Source organism: Streptantibioticus cattleyicolor NRRL 8057 = DSM 46488, assembly GCF_000240165.1.
GTDB classification, from domain to species: Bacteria; Actinomycetota; Actinomycetes; order Streptomycetales; family Streptomycetaceae; genus Streptantibioticus; species Streptantibioticus cattleyicolor.
This window is the reverse complement of the sequence record NC_017586.1, coordinates 5424552-5449416: the sequence shown is the minus strand read 5'-3', so window position 1 is coordinate 5449416 and position 24865 is coordinate 5424552. Positions and strand designations below refer to the sequence as shown.

The 24865-nt window shown below is 75.1% G+C and carries 19 protein-coding genes; 7 read left to right on the top strand and 12 right to left on the bottom strand.

Annotated elements, in window-relative coordinates; genetic code table 11:
- Positions 1-7: 7 nt before the first annotated feature.
- The 5 genes from SCATT_RS23885 to SCATT_RS23865 form a co-directional block, all read right to left on the bottom strand.
- On the bottom strand, positions 8-1960 hold the full coding sequence (locus SCATT_RS23885) for a primary-amine oxidase (protein WP_014145752.1): 1953 nt from the start codon (positions 1958-1960) through the stop codon (positions 8-10).
- 38 nt (positions 1961-1998) lie between these two features.
- A complete protein-coding gene (locus SCATT_RS23880; protein WP_014145751.1) occupies positions 1999-3528 on the bottom strand; it encodes an APC family permease in 1530 nt (509 codons plus the stop codon).
- Positions 3529-3588: 60 nt separating this feature from the next.
- A complete protein-coding gene (locus tag SCATT_RS23875) occupies positions 3589-4539 on the bottom strand; it encodes a hypothetical protein (RefSeq protein WP_014145750.1) in 951 nt (316 codons plus the stop codon).
- Between the two features lie 218 nt (positions 4540-4757).
- The gene (locus SCATT_RS23870; protein ID WP_014145749.1) at positions 4758-7184 is read right to left on the bottom strand and encodes a SpoIIE family protein phosphatase; all 2427 of its coding nucleotides are present in this window, start codon (positions 7182-7184) and stop codon (positions 4758-4760) included.
- A gap of 86 nt (positions 7185-7270) precedes the next feature.
- Positions 7271-8917, bottom strand: coding sequence for an APC family permease (locus SCATT_RS23865; protein WP_014145748.1), 1647 nt, complete (start codon positions 8915-8917; stop codon positions 7271-7273).
- Between the two features lie 400 nt (positions 8918-9317).
- Here SCATT_RS23865 and SCATT_RS23860 point away from each other — a divergent pair, with 400 nt between their 5' ends.
- Entirely contained in the window at positions 9318-10430 is a 1113-nt protein-coding gene (locus SCATT_RS23860; protein WP_231905157.1) for a glycoside hydrolase family 3 N-terminal domain-containing protein, read from the top strand.
- Between the two features lie 107 nt (positions 10431-10537).
- The gene (locus SCATT_RS23855; protein ID WP_014145746.1) at positions 10538-10795 is read left to right on the top strand and encodes a hypothetical protein; all 258 of its coding nucleotides are present in this window, start codon (positions 10538-10540) and stop codon (positions 10793-10795) included.
- Between the two features lie 18 nt (positions 10796-10813).
- On the opposite strand, the gene SCATT_RS23850 is transcribed toward SCATT_RS23855, so the two are convergent.
- Complete coding sequence (locus SCATT_RS23850; protein WP_014145745.1) at positions 10814-11620, bottom strand: ATP-grasp domain-containing protein; 807 nt, start codon at positions 11618-11620, stop codon at positions 10814-10816.
- Positions 11621-11678: 58 nt separating this feature from the next.
- Positions 11679-12854 (bottom strand): CaiB/BaiF CoA transferase family protein, encoded by a 1176-nt coding sequence (locus SCATT_RS23845; RefSeq protein WP_014145744.1) that lies wholly within the window; start codon positions 12852-12854, stop codon positions 11679-11681.
- Between the two features lie 226 nt (positions 12855-13080).
- On the opposite strand from SCATT_RS23845, the gene SCATT_RS23840 reads away from it, so the two are divergent.
- The gene (locus SCATT_RS23840; RefSeq protein WP_014628594.1) at positions 13081-13713 is read left to right on the top strand and encodes a hypothetical protein; all 633 of its coding nucleotides are present in this window, start codon (positions 13081-13083) and stop codon (positions 13711-13713) included.
- Positions 13714-13904: 191 nt separating this feature from the next.
- Entirely contained in the window at positions 13905-15281 is a 1377-nt protein-coding gene (paaK, locus tag SCATT_RS23835; RefSeq protein ID WP_014145741.1) for a phenylacetate--CoA ligase PaaK, read from the top strand.
- A 12-nt stretch (positions 15282-15293) separates the two neighbouring features.
- Here the strand turns inward: paaK and SCATT_RS23830 are convergent, their stop codons facing one another.
- Complete coding sequence (locus SCATT_RS23830) at positions 15294-15977, bottom strand: polysaccharide deacetylase family protein (RefSeq protein ID WP_014145740.1); 684 nt, start codon at positions 15975-15977, stop codon at positions 15294-15296.
- 335 nt (positions 15978-16312) lie between these two features.
- On the opposite strand from SCATT_RS23830, the gene SCATT_RS23825 reads away from it, so the two are divergent.
- The gene (locus SCATT_RS23825) at positions 16313-17452 is read left to right on the top strand and encodes an MGDG synthase family glycosyltransferase (protein WP_014145739.1); all 1140 of its coding nucleotides are present in this window, start codon (positions 16313-16315) and stop codon (positions 17450-17452) included.
- Positions 17453-17497: 45 nt separating this feature from the next.
- Here the strand turns inward: SCATT_RS23825 and SCATT_RS23820 are convergent, their stop codons facing one another.
- Positions 17498-18352, bottom strand: coding sequence for an SDR family NAD(P)-dependent oxidoreductase (locus SCATT_RS23820; RefSeq protein WP_014145738.1), 855 nt, complete (start codon positions 18350-18352; stop codon positions 17498-17500).
- 333 nt (positions 18353-18685) lie between these two features.
- Here SCATT_RS23820 and SCATT_RS23815 point away from each other — a divergent pair, with 333 nt between their 5' ends.
- The gene (locus SCATT_RS23815) at positions 18686-19615 is read left to right on the top strand and encodes a DMT family transporter (RefSeq protein WP_014145737.1); all 930 of its coding nucleotides are present in this window, start codon (positions 18686-18688) and stop codon (positions 19613-19615) included.
- Positions 19616-19737: 122 nt separating this feature from the next.
- Positions 19738-20592 carry a Rieske (2Fe-2S) protein gene (locus tag SCATT_RS23810; RefSeq protein ID WP_014145736.1) on the top strand — a complete coding sequence of 285 codons (855 nt, stop codon included), beginning with the start codon at positions 19738-19740 and terminating at the stop codon, positions 20590-20592.
- Positions 20593-20599: 7 nt separating this feature from the next.
- On the opposite strand, the gene SCATT_RS23805 is transcribed toward SCATT_RS23810, so the two are convergent.
- From SCATT_RS23805 to accD, 3 genes are read right to left on the bottom strand one after another with little or no spacing between them, the layout of a single operon-like run.
- A complete protein-coding gene (locus SCATT_RS23805) occupies positions 20600-21979 on the bottom strand; it encodes an acetyl-CoA carboxylase biotin carboxylase subunit (protein ID WP_014145735.1) in 1380 nt (459 codons plus the stop codon).
- A 4-nt stretch (positions 21980-21983) separates the two neighbouring features.
- Entirely contained in the window at positions 21984-22601 is a 618-nt protein-coding gene (gene accB, locus SCATT_RS23800) for an acetyl-CoA carboxylase biotin carboxyl carrier protein (RefSeq protein WP_014145734.1), read from the bottom strand.
- The gene (gene accD, locus SCATT_RS23795; protein ID WP_014145733.1) at positions 22598-24388 is read right to left on the bottom strand and encodes an acetyl-CoA carboxylase, carboxyltransferase subunit beta; all 1791 of its coding nucleotides are present in this window, start codon (positions 24386-24388) and stop codon (positions 22598-22600) included. The genes accB and accD overlap by 4 nt, the downstream gene beginning before the upstream one ends.
- Between the last annotated feature and the right edge of the window lie 477 nt (positions 24389-24865).

Below are 24865 nucleotides of genomic sequence, written 5' to 3'. Positions count from 1 at the left end.
ACCGCGCTCAGCGACCGCGTTCCGCCGGCACGTCCAGCGTCGGGTTGCGGTCGAAGAAGCCGGTGGGCTTCAGGGTGAAGCCGCAGTGGTCGACCGGCATCACGGGCCAGTCCTCGGGGCGGGGGAGGTGGGTGGGGCCGAAGGTGTGCCACAGGGTCAGTTGGGTGTTGTCCAGGGGTTCGCCGGCGGTGGTCCACCGAGGAAGTCCCGCGCCGCCGGGGTGTTGGTTGGGGTAGTCGCCGGCCGGGTAGCGGCGGGTGGGGTGGTGGCGGGTGATCCAGAGGTGTTTGGTGGCGTAGGCCATGCGGCGGGCGACCGGGGAGCCGGGACGGGCCAGTAGGACCGGGCCGGGTTGGGGGATGAGGGTGTAGGCGGCGGGTTGTCCGTCGCGGCCGGGTGAGGCGGGGTTGGTGATGCGCCAGCGGCGTCCGGCGAGCGGGTCGGCGAGGCGTCCGGCGTGAGCGGAGTCGGTGATCGGGGTGGCGCGGATCGTGAAGGCGTTGCCGTTGGGGTTGCCGGGGCCTTCCGGCAGCGGTACGACGTCGACCTCCTCGACGGTGTTGGCGGGGCCGTCCACCGCCGCGTCCAGCCTTACGCAGAACAGGTGTTGGTGGTAGGGGGCGAGGAGGCCGGGGGCGAGTTCGGTGCCGTGGGGCGAGCCGGTGCCCGGTTCGACGGCGCTGGTCTGCACGATGCCGGTGGACTTGGCCTCGAAGGCGATGGTGCCGTCCTGGTGGAAGTACCAGTAGAAGGCGTAGTCGTAGTTGCCGACGGTGGCGATGAAGGAGACGACCAGGCGGCGGGCGCGGCGGGACTCGGCGCGCATGTCGTTGAAGATGTCGGTGTGTTTCCACAGCAGGCCGATGTCTTCTTCGTGGACGCAGACGGCGTTGGGCAGGGTCTGCGGGCGGCCGTGGTCGTCGGCGAGGACGGCGTCGAGGTAGCGGATCTCGCCGAGGCAGTCGCAGCCGAGGCGCAGCGCGTTGGCGTTGCGGCCGAGGGAGTATTCGCCGGCGTCCAGGAAGGAGACCCAGTTGCGTACCGGGTCGGGGTCGCCGTAGACCACGGCCATCTCGGCGAGTGAGGCGCGGTGGAGCACGGAGCGTCGGCGGTCGCCGTCGCGCAGGGTGATCTGGTGGAGGACGAGTCCCTCGCGGGCGTTGAAGTCGATGCGTAAGTGCCAGCCCTGCCAGGTCAGTTGGTTGCCGTCGAGGTGGAAGGAGGGGCCGTCGGGCTGGCGGATCTCCAGTGGTTCGAGGTCGGTGCGGGGCGGTCCGTTGAACTCCGGTTCGTAGCGGTCGCATCGGGGCGGCAGTGGTACGGCGCCGGTGTCGATCAGCCGGATCACGCGGCGTTCGATCAGGTCGACGTCGGCGACGAGGCCGCCGACCGGGTGGGACCACGGGTTGTCGGTGGCCGAGCAGCGCATCCAGGTCAGCGAGCGCAGCACCCGGTGGCCGGGCGGGGCGGCCGGGTCCGCGCAGCCGGCCGCGAGCGGGGCGCACATGGCGAGGCCGGGGTCGGCGACGCCGCGGTCGGCCATCGCCTTGCGCCAGCCGGGGTCGGCCTTGACCACGGCCTCGACGATGTCGTACTCCTCGAAGGTGAGCGGCGGTTGGCCCTCGGCGGCCGGGTCGAGGTCGCGGTGGCTCAGCAGGACGGAGGCGGTGACGTCCACCAGTGCCTCGGCGGCGGCGCCGGTGGCCGCGTCGAGCAGGGTGACCCGCAGTCGGCGCGGGACCGGGTCGCCGTCCCGGTGGGCGGTGACCGCGTGCCGGTCGGGCTCGTCCAGCAGCACCAGCGGGAAGCGGGTGTCGTCGGTGACCTTCCCGGCCTCGGCCAGGACGCGGCGGGCCGCGGTGATCTCCTCGGCGGTCAGCGGGTCGAGCGGGTGCGGCGCCGGCCGCGCCGCGGCGGTGTGCGGTCCGGCCTGGGGTCGCGGGTGGCAGCAGTCGGTCATGTCGGCTCTTCCGGTACGGGTACGGGTCGCGGGGGCGGTCAGGCGGTACGGTCGGCGGCCTCGGCGGCGCGTTCGAGCTGGAACGCCTCGTTGCCCAGGCCGATGCGGGCGTGCACCCGTGGCCGTACCGCCTTGAGCACGAGGCCGTAGCCGAGGCCGACGACGACGGCCGCGCCGACGACGCCGGGCAGGATCCAGCTCAGCGGCGAGCCGGGGTCGGCGCCGAGCAGCACGCCGAAGTCCTTGACGGTGAAGACGGTGATGGCCAGCAGGGCGAGCCCGGCGAGCGCGGCGCTGACGATCCGGGCGGCCTGGGCCCGGGCGGCGCCGCGGCGGGTGAAGAAGGCGATGACGGAGAAGGAGGCGGCGGCCATCAGCAGGATGATGCCGAGCGCGCCGACGTTGCCCATCCAGGTGAACAGGTGGAGCACCGGCGCGGTGGGGTCGCCGGCCGGGCCGTGGTCGGTGACCGCGAAGACGGCGACCACCACGAGGGAGACGGCCGTTTGCAGCAGTGAGCCGGAGGCGGGGGCGCCGGAGGTGCGGCTGGTGCGGCCGAAGGCGGCCGGCAGCAGCCCCTCGCGGCCCATGGCGAAGGCGTAGCGGGCGACCACGTTGTGGAAGCTGAGCATGGCGGCGAAGATGCCGGTGACGAGGAAGAGTTCCAGCACGTCGGTGAAGCCCGTCCCGAGCCGGGCGTGGCTGAGGGTGAACAGCAGCTCGGAGCCTTGCTTGCGGGCGGCGTCGACGATGTGCGCGGGGCCGGTCGCCACGCCGAGGATCCAGGAGCTGAGGGCGAAGAAGAGGGCGACGAAGGTGACGGTGAGGAACATCGCGCGGGCCACCACGACCTGCGGGCGGCTGGCCTCCTCGGCGTAGACCGGGGCCTGCTCGAAGCCGACGAAGGCGGCGATGGCGAAGCAGAGCGCGGTGCCCAGGCCGGCGCCGCCGAGGGTGGCGGGGTCGAAGGCGTGCAGGGAGAGGCCCTGAGGTCCGGGCGAGGCCAGCCAGCCGGCGTCGAAGACGGCCACCAGCGCCACCTCGATCAGCAGCAGCGCGCCGAGCACCTTGGCGTTGATGTCGATCTTGAGCCAGCCGAGCACCCCGGTGCCGGCGACCGCGGCCAGCGCCGGCACCCACCACGGGAGGGTGGTGTGCAGGTGCTCGGCGAGCAGGGTGGAGATCTCGAAGCCGAAGATGCCGTAGATGCCCACCTGCATGGCGCTGTAGGCGACCAGGGCCACCACCGAGGCGCCGGCGCCCGCGGTGCCGCCCAGGCCGCGGGCGATGTAGGCGTAGAAGGCACCGGCGTTGTGCACGTGCCGGCTCATCTCCGCGTAGCCGAAGCTGAACAGGACGAGGACGACGCCGAGGATGACGAAGAGCAGCGGCTGGCCGACGATGCCCATCACGCCGTAGGTGGTGGGCATGACGCCGGCCACCACCATCAGCGGGGCGCTGGCGGCGAGCACCGACAGCAGGAGTCCGGCCAGCCCGATCCGGTCGGCGCGCAGCCGCCTTCCCTGGCCGAGGTAGGTGCTGATCTCGCTGGTACTGCCGGTCAGCATGGGCTGGTCCTTCCGGGTCGGTCGGAACGGGGGCGGCGTGCCGGGTGGGTGGGCCGCCGGTCAGCCGGGGCCGAGGGCCGCGTCGGCCGCGGCGCGGAACTCGGCGGCCGGGTCCCGGTCCGGGTAGCTCCAGGGGGCATGGGTGACGTGCGGGCCGATGCGGGTGATCAGGGTGGCGGCCTCGGCGAGCCGGCCGGCGTGGTACTTGGCGTGGGCGAGGTAGTTGAGGTCCACCTTGTGCCGGGGGTGGTGGTGGTCCTCGCCGCCCCATTCGAGCCACCAGTCGAAGGCTGCCTTCATCACCTGGCGGGCGCGACGGGTGGTCCAGTGCCCGGAGGCCGCCGGGTCGCCGGCGGCGGCGCCGGCCCGGGCGAGGACCCGGTAGCGCTCGGCGTGGGCGACCACCGGCAGGACGGCCAACGGCGAGTCGGCGGGGGCCTGTTCGGCGGCCCAGGCGGCGAAGTCGTAGACCTCGTGCAGCGGGTCGTCGTGGGCCTCGTGGTGTTCGGCGAGGCAGGCGGCCATCAGGTGGTGGGCGTGGTGGTGTTCCCGGTGGCGGGCGCGGACCTGGTCGAAGGCGCGGGCGCGTTCGTCGTCGGTGCCGGTGCGGCGGGCGAGGATGAGCAGGCCGAGCCAGGGTGAGGGGTCGGCGGGGGCGAGCGTGGCGGCGGTGAGGCAGTGGCGGCGGGCGGTGTCGGGGGTCTCCTTGCCGCGGACGGCCTGGAAGACGGTGGCGCAGGCGAGCAGCGCGGCGGCGTCCGGGCTGTCCGGTTCGGCCAGTTGCCATTCGCGGGCCCACACCGCGCTGGCGTTGCCTTCGCCGAGCACCACCAGGCGGTGGCCGCGGCGGTCCCAGTCCTCGCCGGTCTCGGCGAGCAGGGCGCGTACCTCGGCCCAGCGGCCCCGGGCCAGCGCGTCGCGCACGGTGGCCAGCGGGGTGTCGTCCAGGGCGGGGTCGAGGGCCGGGCCGTCCGCGTGACGCATCCGGCGCCAGGGCGGTGGAGGCGTCATGTGCGGGCTTCCTCCACGGCGTACGTCCCCTCCGGATGCCTGGTCGGGGCGTCCGCTCGGCAGGTGCTCCTCCGGCGACACGCAAGTGGCCGGTGTGGTACGGCGTCACAGCAATGGACCTGTGTGATCACGCACAGCAAAGCGGCCGTGACCGCCGCCGTCAAGACTGGCCGGAGCTTCCTCGCCAACACCTGCCGTAACGTTTACCTAACGCTACGTCAGGCAGCGTGGCGGCTGCGGAACTCCCGCTCGGGGAGGGCCTGTTCGGTCCAGATGGTCTTGCCCGTGGCGGTGTAGCGGGTGCCCCAGCGCTGGGTGAGCTGGGCGACCAGGAAGAGCCCGCGCCCGCCCTCCTCGTCGGTGGCGGCGTGCCGCAGGTGCGGGGAGGTGTGGCCGCCGTCGGAGACCTCGCAGATCAGCGCGGACTCGCGGATCAGCCGCAGCCGCACCGGGCCGACCGCGTGCCGGATGGCGTTGGTGACCAGTTCGCTGACGACGAGTTCGGTGGTGAAGACCAGGTCGTCCAGGCCCCAGTGGCGCAGCCGCTCGCCGGCGAAGGCACGGGCGTCCTGCACCGCGGCGGGCCGGGTGGCCAGCTCGCACTCGGCGATCCGCTCCGGGTCGAGCGCGCGGGTGCGCACCAGCAGCAGCGCGGCGTCGTCCCGGGGCGGGCCAGCCGGCAGGATGGCCAGCGCCTCGTCGCACAACTCCTCCAGCGGGCGCCGGTTGTCGGCCAGGACGGCGGCCAGGCGGCCGAGGCCGATGTCCGGGTCGCGTTCGTGGGCCTGCACCAGGCCGTCGGTGAAGAGCGCCAGCAGGCTGCCTTCGGGCAGGTGCACGGTGGCGGTCTCGAAGGGCAGCCCGCCCAGGCCGAGCGGTGGTCCGGCGGGGAGTTCAGGGAAGGTGACCTTGCCCTCCGGGTCCACCACGGCGGGCAGCGGATGGCCGGCCCGGGCCAGGCAGCAGCGTCCGGAGACCGGGTCGTAGACGGCGTACAGCAACGTCATGCCGGCCGGTTCGGCCTCCTCGGCGGCGTCGTCCGGGCCGCCGGGGGCGTCGGTCTGCTGGATCTGGTCGTCGAGGCGGGACAGCAACTCGTCGGGCGCCAGGTCGAGTTGGGCCAGCGCCCGGACCGTGGTGCGCAGCCGGCCCATGGTGGCCGCCGCCTGGAGGCCGTGGCCGACCACATCGCCGACGACCAGCCCGACCCGGGTGCTGGACAGCGGGATCACGTCGAACCAGTCGCCGCCCACCCCGAACCGGCTGTCGGCGGGCAGGTAACGGTGGGCCACCTCGACCGCGGTGCGGCAGGGCACGTGCCGGGGCAGCAGGTTGCGCTGGAGGGTGAGGGCGGCGGCGTGTTCGCGGGTGTAGCGGCGGGCGTTGTCGAAGCAGACGGCGGTGCGGGCGGCGAGTTCGTCGGCGAGCGCCAGCTCACCGACGTCGAACGGGTCGCGTTCGCGTTCCCGGCACCAGGTGACCAGCCCCATGGTGGAGCCGCGGGCGCGCAACGGCACGTAGAGCCGGGCGCCGCCGGCCGGGTCGCCGGGGGGCGCGGTGCGCACCGGGGGGTCCATGATGGCCCGGCCGGAGGCGAGGCTGCGGGCCTGCGGGGAGGAGGGCGGGTAGTCCACCGGGGTGCGCGGGGTACCGGGTCCGGCGCGGCCGGGCTCCTCGATCCGGACCAGCCGCCGGCCGGCCGCCCCGCCGGGTCCGGGTTCCCGGCCGTCCAGCACCGGCTCGACCACCTCCACGAGCACGCTGTCGGCGAACTGCGGTACGCACACCGCGGCCAGCTCCCGGGCGGTGTCGGCCACTTCCAGGGAGTTGCCGATCCGGGCCCCGGCGCGCACCAGCAGCCCGAGCCGCTGCTGGGCCCGGTAGCGGTCGGTGATGTCGACGGACTCCTCGCACACCCCGAGCGGTTCGCCCCGGGCGTCCAGCAGCCGGTAGTACGAGCAGGACCAGACGCACTCGTGCTCCGGGTCGGCCGGGGTGCGCCCCCGGTAGTGCAGGTCGACCACGGGTTCGCCGCCTTCGAGGACCTGGCGCATCAGCTCCTCCAGGCTCTCCGGGTGCTCCGGGGAGATCACCCGGCCTTCGGGGAAGAGTTCGTCGGCGCCCTGGTCGGCGAATTGGGCCAGCGGTCCGCCGAGTTCCTGCCAGGCCGCCGCGTTGGCCCACACGATGCGCAGATCGGTGTTGTAGATGCTCAGCCCGACCGGCGACTGGGTGGCCAGGCCGCGCAGCATCGCCTGGGTGCCCTCCCACTGGCGCAGCGCGCACAGCTCGGCGGCGACGAGTACGGCGGCGGCGCCGTGCCCGGACTCGGCGAGCGGGCAGACGGCCATGGCGATGCGGACCGCGCGGCCGTCCCGGTGGCGCAGTTCCAGCGCGCCGCTGCGGACCGTGCCGTCGCCGAGGAGGCCGTCCGGCCAGGTCTCGTCGCGTGCCGGGGCGGAGTCCACCAGCAGCTCGCGCAGCGGGCGGCCCAGCATCTCGTCGGCCGGGTGGCCGAGCAGTTCCGTGGCGCTGGGGCTCCATCCGGTGACCACGCCGGCCGCGTCGACCACCACGGTGGCCGCTTCGCGCACGTCGAGGGGGCCCCGGAAATCGCCGCTGTCCGCCGCGTCCCATGCGTTCATGGCATCAGCCCACCGTGCTGTCGTCCTTCCATGATCGGCCCGTGCCCCGGGCGGGGCAACCGTACGGGTACCCGGTGCGGGATCGGTCATCCGGCGGAGACGGTCTCCACCGAGCCGATGTACGCGTGCGTCCTGGCGTCCGGCAGCCGGACGCACCGGGCCCAGTAGTAGATGGCCAGGCTGAAGGCGGCGATGGTGAGGACGTCCCACCACAGCGGCAGCCGTCCGGTGGCGCCGCAGGCCCGGGTGGCGGCCGGTCCGGTGCTGCAGAAGCCGCCCTGCCAGGAGATGACGCCCATGCCCAGCAGATACGCCGGCAGCCAGCTCGCGGAGCGCCAGTCCAGGCGCGGCACCTCGGGGTTGAGCCGGAGCACCACGCAGGCGCCGAGGAGCAGGTAGCCCAGCACGATGGCGGCGCCCAGCCGCCACAGGGTGTCCCAGCCGGCCCAGTAGATGATCAGGTTGGCGACCACGAAGGCCACCGGCGCCCAGAACCCGCCGGCCGGCAGCCGGTACGGACGCGGCCGGTCCGGGTCCTGCTTGCGCAGCGCGCCGAACGCCAGCGGCGCCCCGGCGTACATCAGCACGCTCGCCGAGGTCACGAAGCCGACCAGCTTCTGCCAGGTGGGGAACGGCAGGAAGATCAGCAGGCCGACCACGAAGGCGAACAGCAGGCCGACCCAGGGCACGCCGCGCCGCGTGGTGCGTTCGAAGACGGCCGGGACGTAGCCGTTGCGGGAGAGCCCGTAGGAGACGCGGGAGGTGGCGGTGGTGTAGATCAGCCCGGTGCCGCTCGGGGAGATCACCGCGTCGACGTAGAGCAGGGTGGCCAGCCAGCCCAGGCCGACGGTGGTGGCCAGCCCGGCGAACGGTCCGGCCTTGCCGCTGAAGGTGAGGTCGGCCCAGCCGTGCGCGAACGCGCCGGGCGGCAGGGCGGCGATGAAGACCACCTGGAGGGCGCAGTAGACCAGGGCGCCGATGAGGATGGAGCCGATGACCGCGCGCGGGATGTCCCGGGCCGGGTCGCGGCTCTCCCCGGCGAGCTGGTCGGCCTGTTCGAAGCCGAGCAGGGCGAAGATGATGCCGCTGGTGCTGATGGCGGAGAGCACGCCACGCGCGCCGAACGGCGAGAAACCCTGGTGGGCGAAGTTCCCGCCGTGGAACGCGGTGACCGCCAGCACCACGATGGTGAGCACCGGTACGGCCACCTTCCACCAGGTGGCGGCGCTGTTGGTGTGGGCGAGCCACTTGACGCCGAAGTGGTTGACGACGACGAAGAAGGCCATGAAGGCGACGGCGAGGCCGTAGCCGGCGCCGGTGAGGTGGTTCTTGCCGGACTGCACCCAGGGGGCGTGCACGCTCAGGTAGTTGAGCGAGGCCATCACCTCGATGGGGGCGACGGTGACCGCCTGGAGCCAGGAGAACCAGCCGAAGGAGGCACCGGCGACGCTGCCGAACGCGTAGTGCGGGAAGCGCGCGGTACCGCCCGCCACCGGGTACGTCGCGCCGAGTTCGGCGTGCACGAAGGCGAGCACGATGATCGCCAGCGCGCCGATCCCCCAGGAGACCAGCGCCGCCGTGCCGGCCGCCTGCGCCGCGAAGAGCGCCCCGAACAGCCAGCCCGACCCGATGATCGACCCCTCCGAGGTCCAGATCAGCCCGATCAGCCCGATGTCCCGCCTCAGCCCCGGATTACGCGGCGCCACCGGCGCGGTCGCGGCGTTGAGTTCCATACGGCATGCACCCCAACCTGTGCTGTCCCCACTGTCAGTCTGCGGCGCGGAGGGACGGAACGCCGCTTGTGGGGTGTTGCGGCGGGGCGGGGTGCACGAGGTGCGGTGGCGCCGGGGGTGTGGTGCGCTGGGGAACGCCGGATGGGCAGGGTTCGCCGTTGTCGACGAAAGGTGGCGTCGGGTCGTGGCCGGGTCGAGGAGTTCCCGCGCGTCGGGTGCCGGAGGGTGCCGTACGGTCCGTACCGGGCGGCGGGCCGGGGCCGTCGGGGTGGTGCTGGCCGTGGCGGTGGCCGTGGCCGGTTGCGGTGGGGGCGGGGGTGGCCGGACGGCCGCCCGCACGGCGGCGGGTTCCCCGGTGCCGCCGCCGATGGCGCCGTCGGTGACGCGTGCGGCCCCGAGCGTGACCCCGACCGTGCGGCCGTCGGCCAACTCCCCCGCGACGCCGGCCCCGACCGGTGCCCCGTCCGCGCCGGACTGCGTGGGGCGGGTGCTCGCCGGGATGAGCGACGTCCAGCGGGTGGGGCAGGTGTTCATGGTCTCGGCGCCCACCACGGGCGGCGGCCAGGCCCCGCTGCGGGCGCACGCGGTGGGGTCGGTGATGCTGATGGGCCACAGCACCGCCGGGGTGGCCCGGGTGCGGGAGGTCACCCGCGCGCTCGACGCGCTCGCCGTGACGGCCGGCGGGGTCCGGGTGCCGCCGCTGGTCGCCACCGATCAGGAGGGCGGCACCGTGCAGGTGCTCGGCGGGCCGGGGTTCACCACGATCCCGTCCGCCGTGCGGCAGGGTCGGCTGGCCCCGGAACGCCTCCAGGAGCTGGCCGCCGGGTGGGGCCGTCAGCTGCGCTCCGCCGGGGTCACGGTGGACCTGGCCCCGGTGGCCGACACCGTGCCGCCCGGGCTGGGCGCGGCCAACGCCCCGATCGGCCGGCTCTCCCGCGAGTACGGCGACGACCCGGCCGCCGTCGCCGCCCACAGCACGGCGTTCCTGCGCGGGCTGGACCAGGCCGGGGTGCTCGCCACCGCCAAGCACTTCCCCGGGCTCGGGCGGGTCACCGGCAACACCGACTTCACGGCGGACGTGACCGATGCGACGACCACGCGCGACGACGCGTTCCTGGCCCCGTTCCGGCGGGCCGTGCGGGCCGGCGTCCCGCTGGTGATGATCTCCTCGGCCCGCTACCCGCGCATCGACGCGGCGCACCTCGCGGCCTTCTCCCCCGTCGTCATCGGCGACATGCTCCGCGGCGACCTGGGGTTCGACGGCGTCGTCGTCTCGGACGACCTGGGGCACGCCGCCGCGGTACGGGCGGTGCCGCCCGGGGACCGCGCCGTGGACTTCCTCGGCGCCGGCGGCGACCTGGTGCTCACCGCCGACCCCGCCTCGCTGCCCGCCATGACGGCCGCCGTCCTGGCCCGGCTCCCCTCCGACGCCGGGCTGCGCGCCGCCGTCGGACGCGGCGCCCGGCACGTCCTGGTCGCCAAGGAGCGGGCCGGGCTGCTGCGCTGCGGCTGACGGTGCCGCGCGCGCCGGGGTACGCCGGGGACCACGTACGGCGGAAAGGTGGCGGTCAGGGGCTTGACGGAGCGGACGGATGGGCACGATCCCGCCGGAGGTGGCGCATGGATGGCCATGATCTCGACCGGACCGCCGACGCGGCGATCGCGTGCGCGCTGCGCGACGACGCGGACGGACTCGCCGCGCTCGTCCTGCCGATGAACGCCGGGGACCTCCGGCGTCTGGTGGCCCGCCTCGCCGCCCGCAGCGCGGAGAGCCTCACCGGCTGGGCCGCCGACGCCGGGAGCACCCGCGAGGACACCCTGGCGATGTGGCAGGCGGCCATGCTGCGGGCCGAACGCGACCGCACCGCGGAGGAGTGAGGCCGCCCCTCCCCCGTCTCACCCCGTCCCGCCGGTGAACGCCAGGTCCCGGGGTTCCACCCGGTGCCGGGGCCCGGCGGCGCGCAGCACGACGTCCAGGACGCGCTCGGGGTCGGCGGCGTAGGCGTTGCTGAACCACGCCATGTTGGCCTCCACCACCGCCCACCGCGGCTCGCCGCCGTCCGGGCGGCGCATCAGCCCGACGTCCACGACCACCGCGCTGGGCAGCGTCCCGCCGCAGGCATCCAGCAGCCGGCGGGCGAAGGCGTGCACCGCCTCCCGGTGCGGATGGCCGTCCAGCGGCGCCGCCCGCGGCACCCCGTGGCGCGCGTACTGGCTGCCCGTGCGCACCGCGCCGTCGAGCACGAACAGGCGGAACTCGGCGGCGAAGTGGACCGGTTCGGCGATCTGCACCGGGGTGCCGGGGGCGAGCCGGGCGGTGTGCGGCACGGCGCCGCCGTCGGGGTAGACGGCGGCGGTGAAGCTCTTGTCGCTGGGCGGTTTGACGAACGCGGGCCGGGTGAGCGCCCGGGCCTCGGCGAGGGTCGCCGCGGTGATGCGGCGCCCGGTGAACTCGTACGGCAGCGTGGTCAGCCACGCGTCGGGCGGGGCGAGCAGCGCGACGCCCAGGTCACCGGCGACGGCGGCACCGTAGCGGGGGCCGCCGAAGTAGTGGGCGTCGCGGCGGCCCCGCAGCTCCGGCGGCACCCGGCCGCCGGGCAGGGTGCGGACCGCCATGCCCCGGCGGCGGGCGGCGTCGGCGAGGAGTTGGCCGGTGGTGGTGCGGTGCCGGGTCAGGGCGAGGAAACCGGGGTCGTCGTCCATGGCAGGCGACCTTGCCGCAGCCGCCCGGCCCTGGCCAGCACCGGCGGGCCGGACGGGGTCAGGGCGGGCCCTCCAGCCAGGCGGTGAGGTCGTCGGTGTGTTCGCCGAGCCGGGGTGGCCGGCGCCGGTAGCGCGGCGGGGTGCGGGAGAGCCCGATGGGGTTGGCCACCAGGTCCATCGGTTCCTCGCCGGGGCCGTCGAGGCGTACCAGCGGGTCGAGTCCGAGCCGTTCGGCGAGGGCGAAGGCGTCGGCGAGGTCGTTGACCGGGCCGCACGGCACGCCGAGCGGGGTGAGCAGTTCGAACCACTCGGCGGCGGTGCGCTGCCGCAGCCGTTCGCCGAGGAGCGCGGCGAGTCGGCCGCAGTGCGCCACCCGGCCGGAGTTGGTGGAGAAGCGCGGGTCGGTGGCCAGGTGGGGGACGTCCAGCGCGCGGCACAGGGCGGCGAACTGGCGGTCGTTGCCCACCGCGACGACGATCGGCCGGTCGGCGGCGGCGAAGAGTTCGTAGGGGGCGACGGACGGGTGGCGGTTGCCGAGGATGCCGGGGACGGCCCCGGCGAGGGTGTATCCGGCGGACTGGTTGACCATGCTGGACAGCAGGGTGGTCAGCAGGTTCACCTCGACGTGCTGGCCCTCGCCGGTGGCGTCGCGGTGGCGCAGCGCGGCGAGGACGCCGACCGTCGCGTGGAGCCCGGTGAGCACGTCCACCAGCGCCACCCCGGCCTTCACCGGCTGCCCGGGGCCCGGCCCGGTGACGCTCATCAGCCCGCCGACGGCTTGCAGCAGCAGGTCGTACCCGGGCAGCGCGGCCCCCTTCCCGGCGCCGAATCCGGTGACCGAGCAGTAGACGAGGCCGGGGTTGAGCCGGCGGGCCTCGGCGGGTCCGAGGCCGTACTTGTCCATGGTGCCGGGGCGGAAGTTCTCCACCAGGACGTCGGCGCGGCGGACGAGTTCGGTGACGTGCCCAAGGGTCGCGGGCTGCCGCAGATCGGCCTGGAACGAGCGCTTGTTGCGGTTGACGGAGAGGAAGTAGGTGGCCTCGTCGTGCGCGTACGGCGGCCCCCAGGCGCGGGTGTCGTCGCCGTCCGGATGCTCGATCTTGATCACGTCGGCTCCGAGGTCGGCCAGGAGCATGGTCGCGTAGGGGGCGGCGAGCACCCGTCCGAAGTCGGCGACGAGTATGCCGTCGAGCGGGGAGCGCGGGTCCGCGGGGGATGGCCGGTCGTGGGTCACGTCACCGGTGCCTTTCACTGGTCGGCGGCGAACGGTCGGAATCGGTCGTCCTGTGCGTTGATCACGTCGTGGTGCCGGTCATTGTGCGCCGGGAGGCTACGGTGGGGCACCGGCCGGGTCGTCCAGGGCCGGGGTGGCGGTACGCCGGTCCGGCGGGTGGCGCGTCCGGCCGGCCCCCGGTGCGGGAGCCAGGTCCACGTTGGTGTCGAGACAAGGCGGTTGTCCCATGTCATCTGCTCGTACGCCGTTGTCGTCCGCTCGTACGCCGTCCATGGCGCTGCGGGCCGCCGGTACGGTGCTGGCGGTCGGCGCGGTGCTGCTGGCCGCGGGGTGCGGTGGCCAGCGGGCCGCCGGCCACCCGGCCACCCCGGCGACGCCCGCCCCGGCCTCCTCCTCGGCGACCCCGGCCCGCCCGGTCCAGTCCGCCTGGCCGCACCAGGAGGAGCTGGACAAGGCCGCCAACGCGGTCGAGCAGCTCGGCGCCTCCTACCCGGACAGCTACACGGGTCTGTCGGTCGACAACGAGGGCGACCGCCTGGTGGTCTACCGCAAGCCGAGCGCCGCCTTTGACGCCGCCCTGGCCAAGCTGCACACCGGCCAGCGCATCGCGCTGCGCGACGCCCCCCGTTCCCAGCGCGAACTCCAGGAGTTCCGCGCCGAGGTCGAACCGCTGCTCAGCCGACCCGACAAGAGCACCGGTTACCAGCTCGTCTCGGTCTCCACCGGTGACGAGAAGTCCTGGACCCGCGGCGTCGTCGAGGTCGGCGTCCACGGCGACCTCGCCCGTGCCCGCCGCGACCTGTCGGCGCTCACCCACGGCCACGTGGAGGTGCGGCAGCAGGACATGCCGGTGGGGTGAGGGGGCTGGGGGCCGTCCTTCCGGGCCTGGGGCGTCCGGGGGCGTGGTGCGGGGGGCGCGCGGCGGCACGGGCGCTCCTGTTGCGTGGTGTGTGCGCCCCCTTGACAGTCGCTCCGGGGGCGGGTTTGACTGCATCACAGGCTAACCGAATGTTCGGTCGGTAGCGCGACCCCGGCACCCGAGGAGTGGTGATGAGCGGCGAGCCGATGTCCCCGGTGAGCAGGCCCGGGCAGGCCGCCCCCGCCCGTGGTGCCGGGGCGCGGCTGGGCGATCCGCCGCCGGCCGCGCTGCTGGACGCGGGCGAGCGGCTGAGCGTGGACGAGCTGCGCGCCCGCCAACTCGCCGATCTGCGGGCCACGTTGCGCCACGCCTACGACAACGTCGAGCTGTACCGCGTCAAGTTCGACGCCGCCGGGGTCACCCCCGACGACTGCCGCACCCTCGACGACCTGGCCCGCTTCCCCTTCACCACCAAGGCCGACCTGCGGGAGACGTATCCGTTCGGGATGTTCGCCGTCCCGATGGAACGGGTGCGCCGCATCCACGCCTCGTCCGGCACCACGGGCCGGCCCACCGTGGTCGGCTACACCGATCACGACCTGTCGGTGTGGGCCGACGTGGTCGCCCGCTCGATCCGCGCGGCGGGCGGGCGCCCCGGCCACAAGGTGCACGTCTCCTACGGCTACGGCCTGTTCACCGGCGGCCTCGGCGCCCACTACGGCGCCGAACGCGCGGGCTGCACCGTCATACCCGCCTCCGGCGGCATGACCGCCCGCCAGGTCCAGCTGATCCAGGACTTCCGCCCCGAGATCATCATGGTCACCCCCTCCTACATGCTCACCCTGCTCGACGAGTTCGAGCGCCAGGGCGTCGACCCGCGCTCCACCTCCCTGCGCGTCGGCATCTTCGGCGCCGAGCCGTGGACCGAGGAGATGCGCCGCGAGATGGAGGAACGGCTGGACCTCCACGCGGTCGACATCTACGGGCTCTCCGAGGTGATCGGCCCCGGGGTCGCCCAGGAGTGCGTGGAGTCCAAGGACGGGCTGCACATCTGGGAGGACCACTTCTACCCGGAGACCGTCGATCCGCTCACCGACGCCGCCCCGCCCGCCGGCCAGGCCGGGGAGCTGGTCCTCACCTCGCTGACCAAGGAGGCGCTGCCCGTCGTCCGTTACCGCACCGGCGACCTGACCCGGCTGCTGCCCGGCACCGCCCGGCCCGCGTTCCGGCGCATGGAGAAGGTCACCGGCCGCTGCGACGACCTGATCATCCTGCGCGGTGTCAACGTCTTCCCCACCCAGATCGAGGAGGTGGTGCTGCGCACCCCCGCGGTGGCCCCGCACTTCCAGATCCGGCTGGCCCGCCGCGGACGCATGGACCACATGACGGTGCGCGTCGAGGCCCGCCCCGACGCCGACGCGGATCAACGCGGCCGCGCCGCCGCCCGGATAGCCCGGGGGGTCAAGGACGGCGTCGGGGTCAGCGTGGAGGTCGAGGTGGTCGACCCCGGCACGCTGGAGCGGTCGGTGGGCAAGATACGCCGCGTGGTGGACGAGCGTCCGCGCTGAGCCCCGGCACCGTCAGCCGTCCACCTGGTGGTCGCTCAACGGGCCCACCGTCAGGCCGAGTTCGCGGCAGCGGGATATCAGGGCGGGAAGGGCGGCGTGCGTGGCCTGCCAGGAGCGCGGGGCCGAGGTGCGGTCGGAGTCGTGCAGCAGCACGGTCGCCCCGCCCCGCAGCCCCGGGGCGAGGGTGTCCAGGACCCCGCGCGCGGTGGCCCCGGCGACCCAGTCGCGGCCCCACGCCGACCACAGCACCGGCCGCAGCCCGTGGTGGCGGGCGGCGGCCCACAGCCCGCCGGTGAGGATGCCGTAGGGCGGGCGGTACCACCGCGGCGGGGTCCCGCACACCTCGGTGACCGCCTCCACCGCCCAGCCGGTCTCCCGCAGATCGCGCCGCGGCCCGGGCCGCCAGGGACGGCGGTGCTCCCAGCCGTGCACGGCCACCTCGTGGCCGCGGGCGACCAGTTCGCGGGCGACCCAGGGGTCGCGGCGCAGCGGCCGGCCGAGCACGAAGAACGTGGCACGGACGCCCAGCCGGTCCAGGGTGTCCAAGAACAGCGGCGTGCTCACCGGATCGGGGCCGTCGTCGAAGGTCAGGGCGACGTGGTCGGCCCTGCCCCGCCCGTCGAGCGCCGGCCACAGCACGCGGCGCACCGGCGGCAACCAGGTGGCGGCCGGCCCGATGTGCCAGGCCGCCACCATGGCCGCCGCCGCCAGACCCGCCCGTGCGGTACGTGGGGCCCGCGCGTCCGCCGCCGCCCCGGCCGGTGGGCTCGCCGGACGGCCGGGGCGGACGGTGCGCGGTGCCGTGGTCGCGTTACGCGTCGTGGCTCCCTTCGACTGCGGATGACGCCGCGGCGCCGGGGCCGTGCGGGACGGCCTGGCCGGTTCGGAACGTTCCGCCGGGGTACTGGTGGCTCAGCGCCCCGGCGGGGGTCGGCAAGGGTACGGGGTACCCGGAAGGAGCAAGGGCACGCACGGTTTCGCGGCCGGTTCGGCGGCCGTGGCGCCGGGGGGCCGGACAAGGCGGTGGAAACGTGGCGGAACGGGTGGTGATCCTCAGCGCCGGGATGGGCGCCGGCCATGACGCGGTGGCCGGCGAACTGGCCCGGCGGCTGGGCGAGCGGGGGGCGGCGCCGTGGATCGTGGACGTCCTCGGGCTGCTGCCGGGGCGGTCGGGGGCGGCGCTGCGGGCCTTCTACGCCACCACCGTGCGGTACGCGCCACCGCTGTACGAGGGGATCTACCGGGCGTTCTTCACCCCGCGCGGCCGTCCGGTGGCCGACACCTCGCCGGTGGTGGTCCCGGCGGCGCGCGCGCTGGCCCGGCTGCTGGCCCGGGCGGACCGGCCGCCGCGGGCGGTGGTCTCCACGTTCCACCTGGCGGCGCAGGCGTGCGGGCGGCTGCGCGCGGCCGGGCAGCTCCAGGTGCCCAGCGTGGTGGTGGTCACCGACTTCGCCGCGCACCGGCAGTGGGTGCACCCCGCCAACGACCTGCATCTGTGTCCGACGCCGCGGGTCGCCGAGCAGGTGCGCGCGCTGGGCGGCGGCGACGCCCGCGCCCCGGGGCCGGTGGTGCCACCGGGGTTCGAGGAGGTCGCCGGGGGCCCGCCCGACGCCGGGTACGCCGGGTGGTTCGGGCGGCGGGCCCCGGGGCGTACCCCGGTGCTGGTCTCCAGCGGGGCCTGGGGGGTGGGCGCGGGGCTGGCGCGGACGGTGGAGACGCTGAGCCGGGGCGGCTGCCTGCCGGTGGTGCTGTGCGGTCGCAACGAGGCGTTGCGCAGGCGGGTCGCGCGGATACCCGGGGCGCTGCCGCTGGGGTGGGTGGACGACATGCCGGCGGTGCTCTCCGCGGTGCGGGTGCTGGTGGAGAACGCGGCCGGGCAGACCGCGGCGCAGGCGCTGGCCGCCGGGGTTCCGGTGGTCGGCTACCGTCCGATCCCCGGGCACGGGGTGGACGGGGCCCGCCGGATGGCCGCCGACGGGCTCTCCAGCCATGTCGAGCGCCCCGGGCGGCTGCTGGCGGAGGTGACCGCCCTCGCCGCCGACGGCCCCCTGCGCCGGGCCCGGATAGCCGCCGGCCGCGCCCTGTTCACCGCCGACCCGGCCGCCCTCGTGGCCCGCGCCGCCGGCCTCGCCGACTCCCCCGTAGCCACCCCGCACCCCCCGCCCCGCTGACCCCGGCGGTCCGGTGCCGGCCTGCGGGCCGAATACCCGCGTCCGTCAGGCGAATCTGGCGGCCAGGCGGCGGAACACCGTGGGGGCGGCGCCGTGCAGGCGGGCCGGGAGCCGCATCCAGCCGGGGACGAAGACCTCCTCGCGGGGCCTGCGCAGCACCCCGTGGACGGCCGCGGCGACGCGTTCGGGCGGCACGGGGCGCGGGGCCTGCCGGGTGTACAGGGCGCCGCGGCGGGCGAAGAACGGGGTGTCGACGACGCCGGGGACGACCACCGAGACGTGGACGCCGTCGCCGCTGACCTCGTACCGCAGGCTGTCGGCGAAGGCGCACACGGCGGCCTTGGTCGCCGAGTAGACCGCCTCCTCGCCCACCCCGACGCTTCCGGCGATGGAGGCCACCAGCACCACGTGGCCGCCGCCGCGCCGCACCATGCCGGGCAGGAGCGCCCGTACCAGGTGCACCGGGGAGGCGAGGTTGACCGCGAGCAGCCGGTCGACGGCGTCGGCGGGCATGTCGGTGAAGCGGCCGGCCCAGCCGATGCCGGCGTTGGCGATGAGCACGTCGACCCGGCCGTGCACGCCGAGCGCGCGGTCCGCGAGTTGGCGGCAGCGCTCGGGGGTGGACAGGTCGCCGGGGAGCGAGATGCCGCCGGTGCGGCCGGCGACGGCGGCCAGGCGTTCCACGTCCCGGCCGTTGAGCAGCAGTTCCCAGTCCCCGGCCGTGCCGAGCCGGGCGGCCACCGCGGCGCCGATGCCGGAGGAGGCGCCGGTGACCATGGCGACCGGGGCCGTGCCCGGGCCGGCGGCACGCGGCCGGATCGGGGTGACCACCGGGGCCCGGCGTGGCGCCGTCCCCGCCGTGGCCGTCCGGGCCGTTTCCAAGGGCGCGCGGTCCCGCATGGACGCTCCTCGTCGTTGAGGGTCTGCTCGGCAGCCCGCAGAGCCGATCCCTACCTCACACGGTACTGAGATATGTACGTAATGTGATGAATTACCCGAGTTCTCTTCACTCATACGCCTCCGCCGGAGCCAACGGACGGCCGGGCGGCCGGGTGCCCGGCCATGACCGTCGCGCCAGGCGGGTACCCGCGAGGCGTCGGGGGAACCCGTGGACCGGGGAGGACACCGCACCACCCGTCGGGCCGCCCCGACGTCCCCGTGCGACACTGCACGGGGACTGGCCACGCCGGACGCGAGGTCCCGTTCCGGTACGCGAGGCAGGAGAAGGCTGCGTTGCTGACCTATCTGCTGGCCGTGCTCGCGGCGTGCGCCAACGCCGCCGCCTCGGTGCTCCAGCGCAAGGCCAACCGGGAGCTGCCGTCCGGTCACGGGCCGGGGCCCGGGCTGATCCTGGTGCTGCTGCGCCGCCCGGTGTGGTGCCTGGGCGTCCTGGCGGTGATCGCCGGCTTCCTGCTCCAGGCCACCGCGCTGGCCCATGGCGATCTGTCGGTGGTCGAGCCGATCCTCGTCTTCGAGCTGCCGCTGACGCTGCTGACCGCCTCGTGGGTGTTCGGCGCCAGGCTGCGGTCCCGGGAGTGGGTGCCGGCCATCGCCATGACCGCCGGACTCGCCGCGCTGCTCTACGCGCTCGACCCCTCCCCCGGCGACGCGCTCACGGTGCCCTGGTACGAGTGGGTGCTGGCGGTCGGGGTCAACCTCCTCGTGGTCGCCGTCCTCGTCCGGTGGGGGCGCACCGGCCGGACGCGGGACGGCACGGCGGGCGGCAGCAGGTCGGCGGCGGCCTACGGGGTGGCCGCCGGGGCGCAGTTCGGGCTGACCGCGGCGCTGATGAAGGGCGCGATGAGCCGTTCCGACCAGGGCGTCGGCGCGGTCGTCACCTCCTGGCAGCTGTACGTCATGGTGGGCACCGGGCTGATCGGCATGATGCTGCTCCAGGCGGCGCTGCACTCGGGCAACCTGCTGGCCGCGCAGCCGGGGCTCACCCTCACCGACCCGCTGGTGTCGGTGCTGTGGGGGGTGCTCGTCTTCCACGAGCAGGTGCGGGGCGGCTGGTATCTGCTGGTGGCGCTGGCCGGCGGGGCGGCGGTGGTCACCGCGGTGCTGGTGCTCGGGCGTTCGCCGTTGCTGGAGCAGGAGACCCCCGACGCCTCCGGTACGCCGCGTTCGCCGGGCGGCGCGCGCGACGCGGGCGCGCGTCGCTGACCGTGGCCGGGCGGCGCCCACCCGGTTGGTGCGTTTGCCCTCCGGCCGCTCCGGTTACCCCTGGGGGGCACGCAGCACCACCGAACGCAGCACACCGACCCGTCCGACAGGGAGTGCACGCGATGGCCGTCCTTCACCAACTCGCCAAGCGTCTGGAGCACATGACGGCGCTCGACGCGGCAGCCGAACCGCTCTCCCGGGCGGTACGCGGCTTCCTCGCCCGCCGCCAGCCGCTGCGTGACCTGCTCAGCGGCACCAACCTCGGCCACCCGCTGCACCCGGTGCTCACCGACGTGCCGATCGGGGCGTGGTCGATGTCCGCGCTGCTGGACCTGGCCGGCGGGCGCCGCTCCCGCCGCGCCGCCGACCTGCTGGTGGTCACCGGGGTCCTCTCCGCGCTGCCGACCGCCGCGGCCGGGTGGAACGACTGGTCGGACACCAAGGGCGGGGCCCGCCGGGTCGGGGTGGCGCACGCGGCGGCCAACTCGGCGGCGCTGGTGCTCTACACGGCGTCGCTGGCCGCGCGGTGCGCCGGGCGGCGCGGCCGGGGCCGGGTGCTGGGGCTGGCCGGCCTCGGGGCGCTGATGGCCGGCGGCTACCTCGGCGGCCACCTGACCTTCGTGGACGTGGTCAACGCCAACCGCACCGCGTTCGAGCAGCGTCCCGGCGAGTGGACGCCGGTGCTGGCCGAGTCGGAACTCGGCGAGGGAGCGCAGCGCGCGGTGCGGGCCGGGGACGCGGTGGTGCTGCTGCACCGCTCCGGCGGTGCGATCCACGCCCTCGCCAACACCTGCAGCCACCTGGGCGGCCCGCTCGACCAGGGGAAGATCTCCGGCGGCTGCGTCACCTGCCCCTGGCACGGCAGCACCTTCTCGCTCGCCGACGGCACCGTGGTGCACGGCCCGGCCTCCTCCCCGCAGCCGGTGTACGAGACCCGGGTGCGCGACGGCCACATCGAGGTGCGCGCCCGCGACTGACGCGGCGCTAACCGCCGGGGCGGCGGTGACCGTCGGCGCCGACCGCCGCCATCGACGCCACGATGGACGTGGTGTGGCGGCCGGCCCGGAACGACTCCTCGGCGAGGACGGCGCGCAGGAAGTCCGCCGTGGTGTGCACCCCGGGGCCGGAAACCACCAGTTCGGCCAGGGCCCGGTCCATCCGGGCCACCGCGCCCGCCCGGTCCGGCGCCCACACCACCACCTTGGCCAGCAGCGAGTCGTAGTCGGCCGGGACCCGCCAGCCGGTGTAGGCGTGCGAGTCGACCCGGGTGAACGGGCCGCCGGGCACCCGGAAGTCGGTGAGCGTGCCCGCGGTCGGGGTGAAGTCGCGGGCCGGGTCCTCGGTGTTGACCCGGCACTCCATGGCCACGCCGGTGCGCCGCACGTCCTCCTGGCGGATGGCGAGCGGCACCCCGGCGGCGGCCTTGATCTGCTCCTGGACCAGGTCGATCCCGGTCACCTGCTCGGTCACCGGGTGCTCCACCTGGATGCGGCCGTTGATCTCCATGAAGGTGAACCGGCCCGCCTCGTCCACCAGGAACTCGAAGGTGCCCACCCCGGTGTAGCCCAGGGCCCGCACGCCCCGCACGGCCATCTCGCCCATCCGCCCGGTCACTTCGGCCGGCAGGTTGGGTGCCGGGGTCTCCTCCAGCAGCTTCTGGTGGCGGCGCTGGACGGAGCAGTCCCGCTCGCCGAGGTGGACAACGTTGCCATGCGCGTCGGCGAGGACCTGCACCTCGACGTGGCGTGCGGTGGGCAGGTAGCGCTCCAGGTAGACCCGGCCGTCGCCGAAGAGCAGTTGGGCGCCGGCCCGGGTCTTGCGGTAGACCGGCAGCAGTTCGGCGGCGTCGTGCACCACGGCCATGCCGCGTCCGCCGCCGCCCGCCACCGCCTTGACGATCAGCGGGAAGCCGACCTCGGCGGCGACCGCCTCGACGGCGGCCTCGTCCTGCACCGGGCCGTCGCTGCCGGGCAGCGTGGGCAGCCCGGCGCGGGCCATCAGCGCGCGGGCCCGGGCCTTGTCGCCCAGGTCGCGCATGAGCGGCGCGGGCGGGCCGATGAAGGTGATGCCGTACGCCTCGCAGATCTCCGCGAAGTCGGGGTCCTCGGAGAGGAAGCCGTACCCCGGGTGGATCGCCTCGGCACCGGTCTGCAGGGCGGCGGAGATCACGGCGGCCGGGTTGAGGTAGCTGCGGCGGGCGGCGGCCGGGCCGATCTGCACGGTCTCGTCGGCGAGCCGCAGCACCTCGGAGCCCTGGTCCGCGGTGGAGTGCACGGCGATGCTGCGGATGCCGAGTTCGCGGCAGGCCCGGGCCACCCGGACGGCGATCTCGCCCCGGTTCGCTATCAGGACGTTGGAGAACATGCGCTCACACGGGTTCACGGGCGGACAGGGCGGACGGGCCGGGGGCCGGGTCGGAGGCGTCGGCCTCGTCGTCGGCCACCGGTTCGAGGGCCACCAGCGGCTGGTCGTACTCGACCGGGCGGCCGTCCTCCACCAGCAGGGCGGTGACCCGGCCGCGGGTGTCGGACTCGATGGGGTTCATCAGCTTCATCGCCTCCACGATGCCGATCTGCTGGCCCTTCTCCACCAGGTCGCCGACCTGGACGAAGGGGGCGGCACCCGGTTCGGGGGCGTGGTAGAAGGTGCCGACCATGGGCGCGGTGACACACGCGCCGGGCGGATCGCCGGCCGGGCCGGTGGCCTCCGCGGCGGCGCCGGTGAGATGGGCCGGCGCGGTGGCCGCCGCTTCGGCTCGGGCCGTCACCGCCTCGGCCTCGGGGGCGCCGTATTCGGGCCATTCCAGCTCGACGCTGGTCTCGCCCTGCTGGACGCGGATGCGGCGCAGCGGGGCGTCGAGGGCGTGCGCCAGCCGGGTCGCGGTGTGCGCGAGCCGTTCGGCCGCCGCTCCCGGGGTCAGCTCCGGGATGGCGTCCTGGCCGGTCTTCAAGGGTTCGAACTCCTTGGCGTAGTGATTGGTGGTCATGCCAGGTCCTTGTCCTCGGGCGGATCGAAGGGTGGGTCCGGGGGTGGGGAGGTGAGGTCCGGGGAACGGCCGGGACGGCGTTCCGACCCGCCGGGCGGGGCCACCCCGGTCCGGCGGAACCGGCGGCGCCTGGCCGCGACCAGCTCCGGCGCCGGAACGCCGGCCAGCTCGCCGAAGGCGGCCCGTACCGCCCCGCGCAGCCGTTCCGCGGCCTGGTCCGGGTCGCGCTGGGCGCCCCCTTCGGGTTCCGGGACGACCCCGTCCACCAGGCCGTGGCCGAGCAGCGAGCGGGCGTCCAGCCCGAGCGCCTCGGCGGCTTCCGGGGCGGCGGCGCGGTCGTGCCACAGGATGGCGGCGCAACCCTCCGGGCTGATCACCGAGTAGACGGCGTTCTCGCCGACCAGCACCCGGTCGGCGACAGCCAGCGCGAGGGCGCCGCCGCTGCCGCCCTCGCCCAGCACGACGGCCACCAGCGGGACCGGCAGCTGGGACATCAGCCGCAGGTTCTCCGCGATGGCGACCGCCTGGCCGTTGCGCTCGGCGTCCACACCGGGGTAGGCGCCGGGGGTGTCGATGAGGGTGAGCACCGGGACGCCGAGTTTGGCGGCGAGCCGCATCACCCGGGCCGCCTTGCGGTAGCCGTCCGGGGTGGCCAGACCGAATTCGTGGTCGGCCAGTTCCTTGGTGGTGTGGCCCTTCTGGTGGCCGATGACGGCCAGCGGGCGGCCGTCGAGGAGCCCGAGTCCGGCGACCACCGCACGGCAGTCGCCGCTCGCCCGGTCGCCGTGCAGCTCCACGAACTCGTCCAGCAGGCGGCCGAGATGGTCCAAGGTGGTCGGGCGGGCGGTGTCCCGGGCGGTCCGTACCGCGTCCCAGGCCGGGCGGACGGGCAGCAGCGCCGGGTCGCGCACGATGGCGCCGTGGTCGGCCGGGCCGCCGGCCGGGGCGTCCCGCCGGGTGGCGGCGCGCACCAGGGTGGCCAGCGCGTCGCGGTGGCGGGAACGCGGCAGCACGGCGTCGACCAGGCCGTGGGCGAGGAGGAACTCGGCGGTCTGGAAGCCGTCCGGGAGGCGTTCGCGGATGGTCTGCTCGATCACCCGCGGTCCGGCGAACCCCATCCGGGCGCCGGGTTCGGCGATGATGACGTCGGTGAGGGTGGCGAAGGAGGCGGCGACACCGCCGTAGGTGGGGTCGGAGACGATGCTCACGGTGAGCACCCCGGCCTCGTCCAGCGCGGCCAGCGCCTGCGCGGTCTTGGCCATCTGGAACAGCGAGTAGACGCCCTCCTGCATCCGCGCGCCGCCCGACGCGGTGGCGATGACCAGCGGGATGCGGCGGGCCAGCGCGGCCTCGGCGGCGGTGGTCACCGCCTCCCCCTCGGCGCTGCCCATGCTGCCGCCCATGAACCGGAAGTCCATCGCGGCGATCACCACCGGGCTGCCCTGGATCAGCCCGGTGGCGGCGAGCACGGCCGAGTCGGCGCCGGTGTGCGCGCGGGCCTCGGCCAGTCGCTCGGGGTAGGGCCGGGAGTCGGTGAAGCCGAGCGGATCCTGAAGCGTGCGACCGGGTTCCAGCGGTTCGCCGGTGCCGTCGTCGAGCAGTTGCGCGATGCGTTCGGCGGCGGTCAGCTGCGCGTGTCTGCCGCATTCCGGGCAGGTCTTGGCGGCCCGTGCGAACGAGCGGCCGTAGACGATCGCCTGGCAGTTGTGACAGCGCGCCCACTCCACCCCGGTCGCGGGGGCCGGGCTGGTCACGGAGAGGGCGGCTGTCGGGGGTCTGTCGGGCATCTGTCCTCCAGCGGTCCCCGTCGGTTCACCGGGATCGGGAGCTTCCGAGGCGGCAGCGACCGTGGCTGCGACCGGCCTTCCGGCGTCCGGTGGACGGACGGCCGGGCCGGTTCGGGACGGCGGTCGCCGGGACCGCACCTGTCCGATGTTCCTCCGGCCCCCACCACCCCGCAACCGGAGCAGGCACCCGCGCCGACGCGACACGACACGGCACGACACGGCACAGCGGACGACGTGACACGGCTACCACTCCCCGGCCCGACGGGCACCCCGGAGTCCGGCATGCGGGGGTAGGCCATCTGACGTAGCGTGGACCGAGCGACAACCGCGTCGGCCACCCGACCAGGGCCCGCGTCGGCGCGTTGTCCAGTCACGTATCCGCGTTCCGCGCTTCCCGCGCCGCCGACGCGCGCCGTCGCCCCACCGACGCAGATGGTCACCGCCGCCGACCGGGTCGAGCCGTGTGAATCGAACCGT

What these genes read in the sequence shown, in the direction of transcription:
- SCATT_RS23885 (WP_014145752.1), bottom strand. Translation starts at nt 1,960, where the DNA reads ATGACCGACTGCTGCCACCCGCGACCCCAGGCCGGACCGCACACCGCC.
- SCATT_RS23880 (WP_014145751.1), bottom strand. Translation starts at nt 3,528, where the DNA reads ATGCTGACCGGCAGTACCAGCGAGATCAGCACCTACCTCGGCCAGGGA.
- SCATT_RS23875 (WP_014145750.1), bottom strand. Translation starts at nt 4,539, where the DNA reads ATGACGCCTCCACCGCCCTGGCGCCGGATGCGTCACGCGGACGGCCCG.
- SCATT_RS23870 (WP_014145749.1), bottom strand. Translation starts at nt 7,184, where the DNA reads ATGAACGCATGGGACGCGGCGGACAGCGGCGATTTCCGGGGCCCCCTC.
- SCATT_RS23865 (WP_014145748.1), bottom strand. Translation starts at nt 8,917, where the DNA reads ATGGAACTCAACGCCGCGACCGCGCCGGTGGCGCCGCGTAATCCGGGG.
- SCATT_RS23855 (WP_014145746.1), top strand. Translation starts at nt 10,538, where the DNA reads ATGGATGGCCATGATCTCGACCGGACCGCCGACGCGGCGATCGCGTGC.
- SCATT_RS23850 (WP_014145745.1), bottom strand. Translation starts at nt 11,620, where the DNA reads ATGGACGACGACCCCGGTTTCCTCGCCCTGACCCGGCACCGCACCACC.
- SCATT_RS23840 (WP_014628594.1), top strand. Translation starts at nt 13,081, where the DNA reads ATGTCATCTGCTCGTACGCCGTTGTCGTCCGCTCGTACGCCGTCCATG.
- paaK (WP_014145741.1), top strand. Translation starts at nt 13,905, where the DNA reads ATGAGCGGCGAGCCGATGTCCCCGGTGAGCAGGCCCGGGCAGGCCGCC.
- SCATT_RS23830 (WP_014145740.1), bottom strand. Translation starts at nt 15,977, where the DNA reads ATGGTGGCGGCCTGGCACATCGGGCCGGCCGCCACCTGGTTGCCGCCG.
- SCATT_RS23820 (WP_014145738.1), bottom strand. Translation starts at nt 18,352, where the DNA reads ATGCGGGACCGCGCGCCCTTGGAAACGGCCCGGACGGCCACGGCGGGG.
- SCATT_RS23810 (WP_014145736.1), top strand. Translation starts at nt 19,738, where the DNA reads ATGGCCGTCCTTCACCAACTCGCCAAGCGTCTGGAGCACATGACGGCG.
- SCATT_RS23805 (WP_014145735.1), bottom strand. Translation starts at nt 21,979, where the DNA reads ATGTTCTCCAACGTCCTGATAGCGAACCGGGGCGAGATCGCCGTCCGG.
- accB (WP_014145734.1), bottom strand. Translation starts at nt 22,601, where the DNA reads ATGACCACCAATCACTACGCCAAGGAGTTCGAACCCTTGAAGACCGGC.
- accD (WP_014145733.1), bottom strand. Translation starts at nt 24,388, where the DNA reads ATGCCCGACAGACCCCCGACAGCCGCCCTCTCCGTGACCAGCCCGGCC.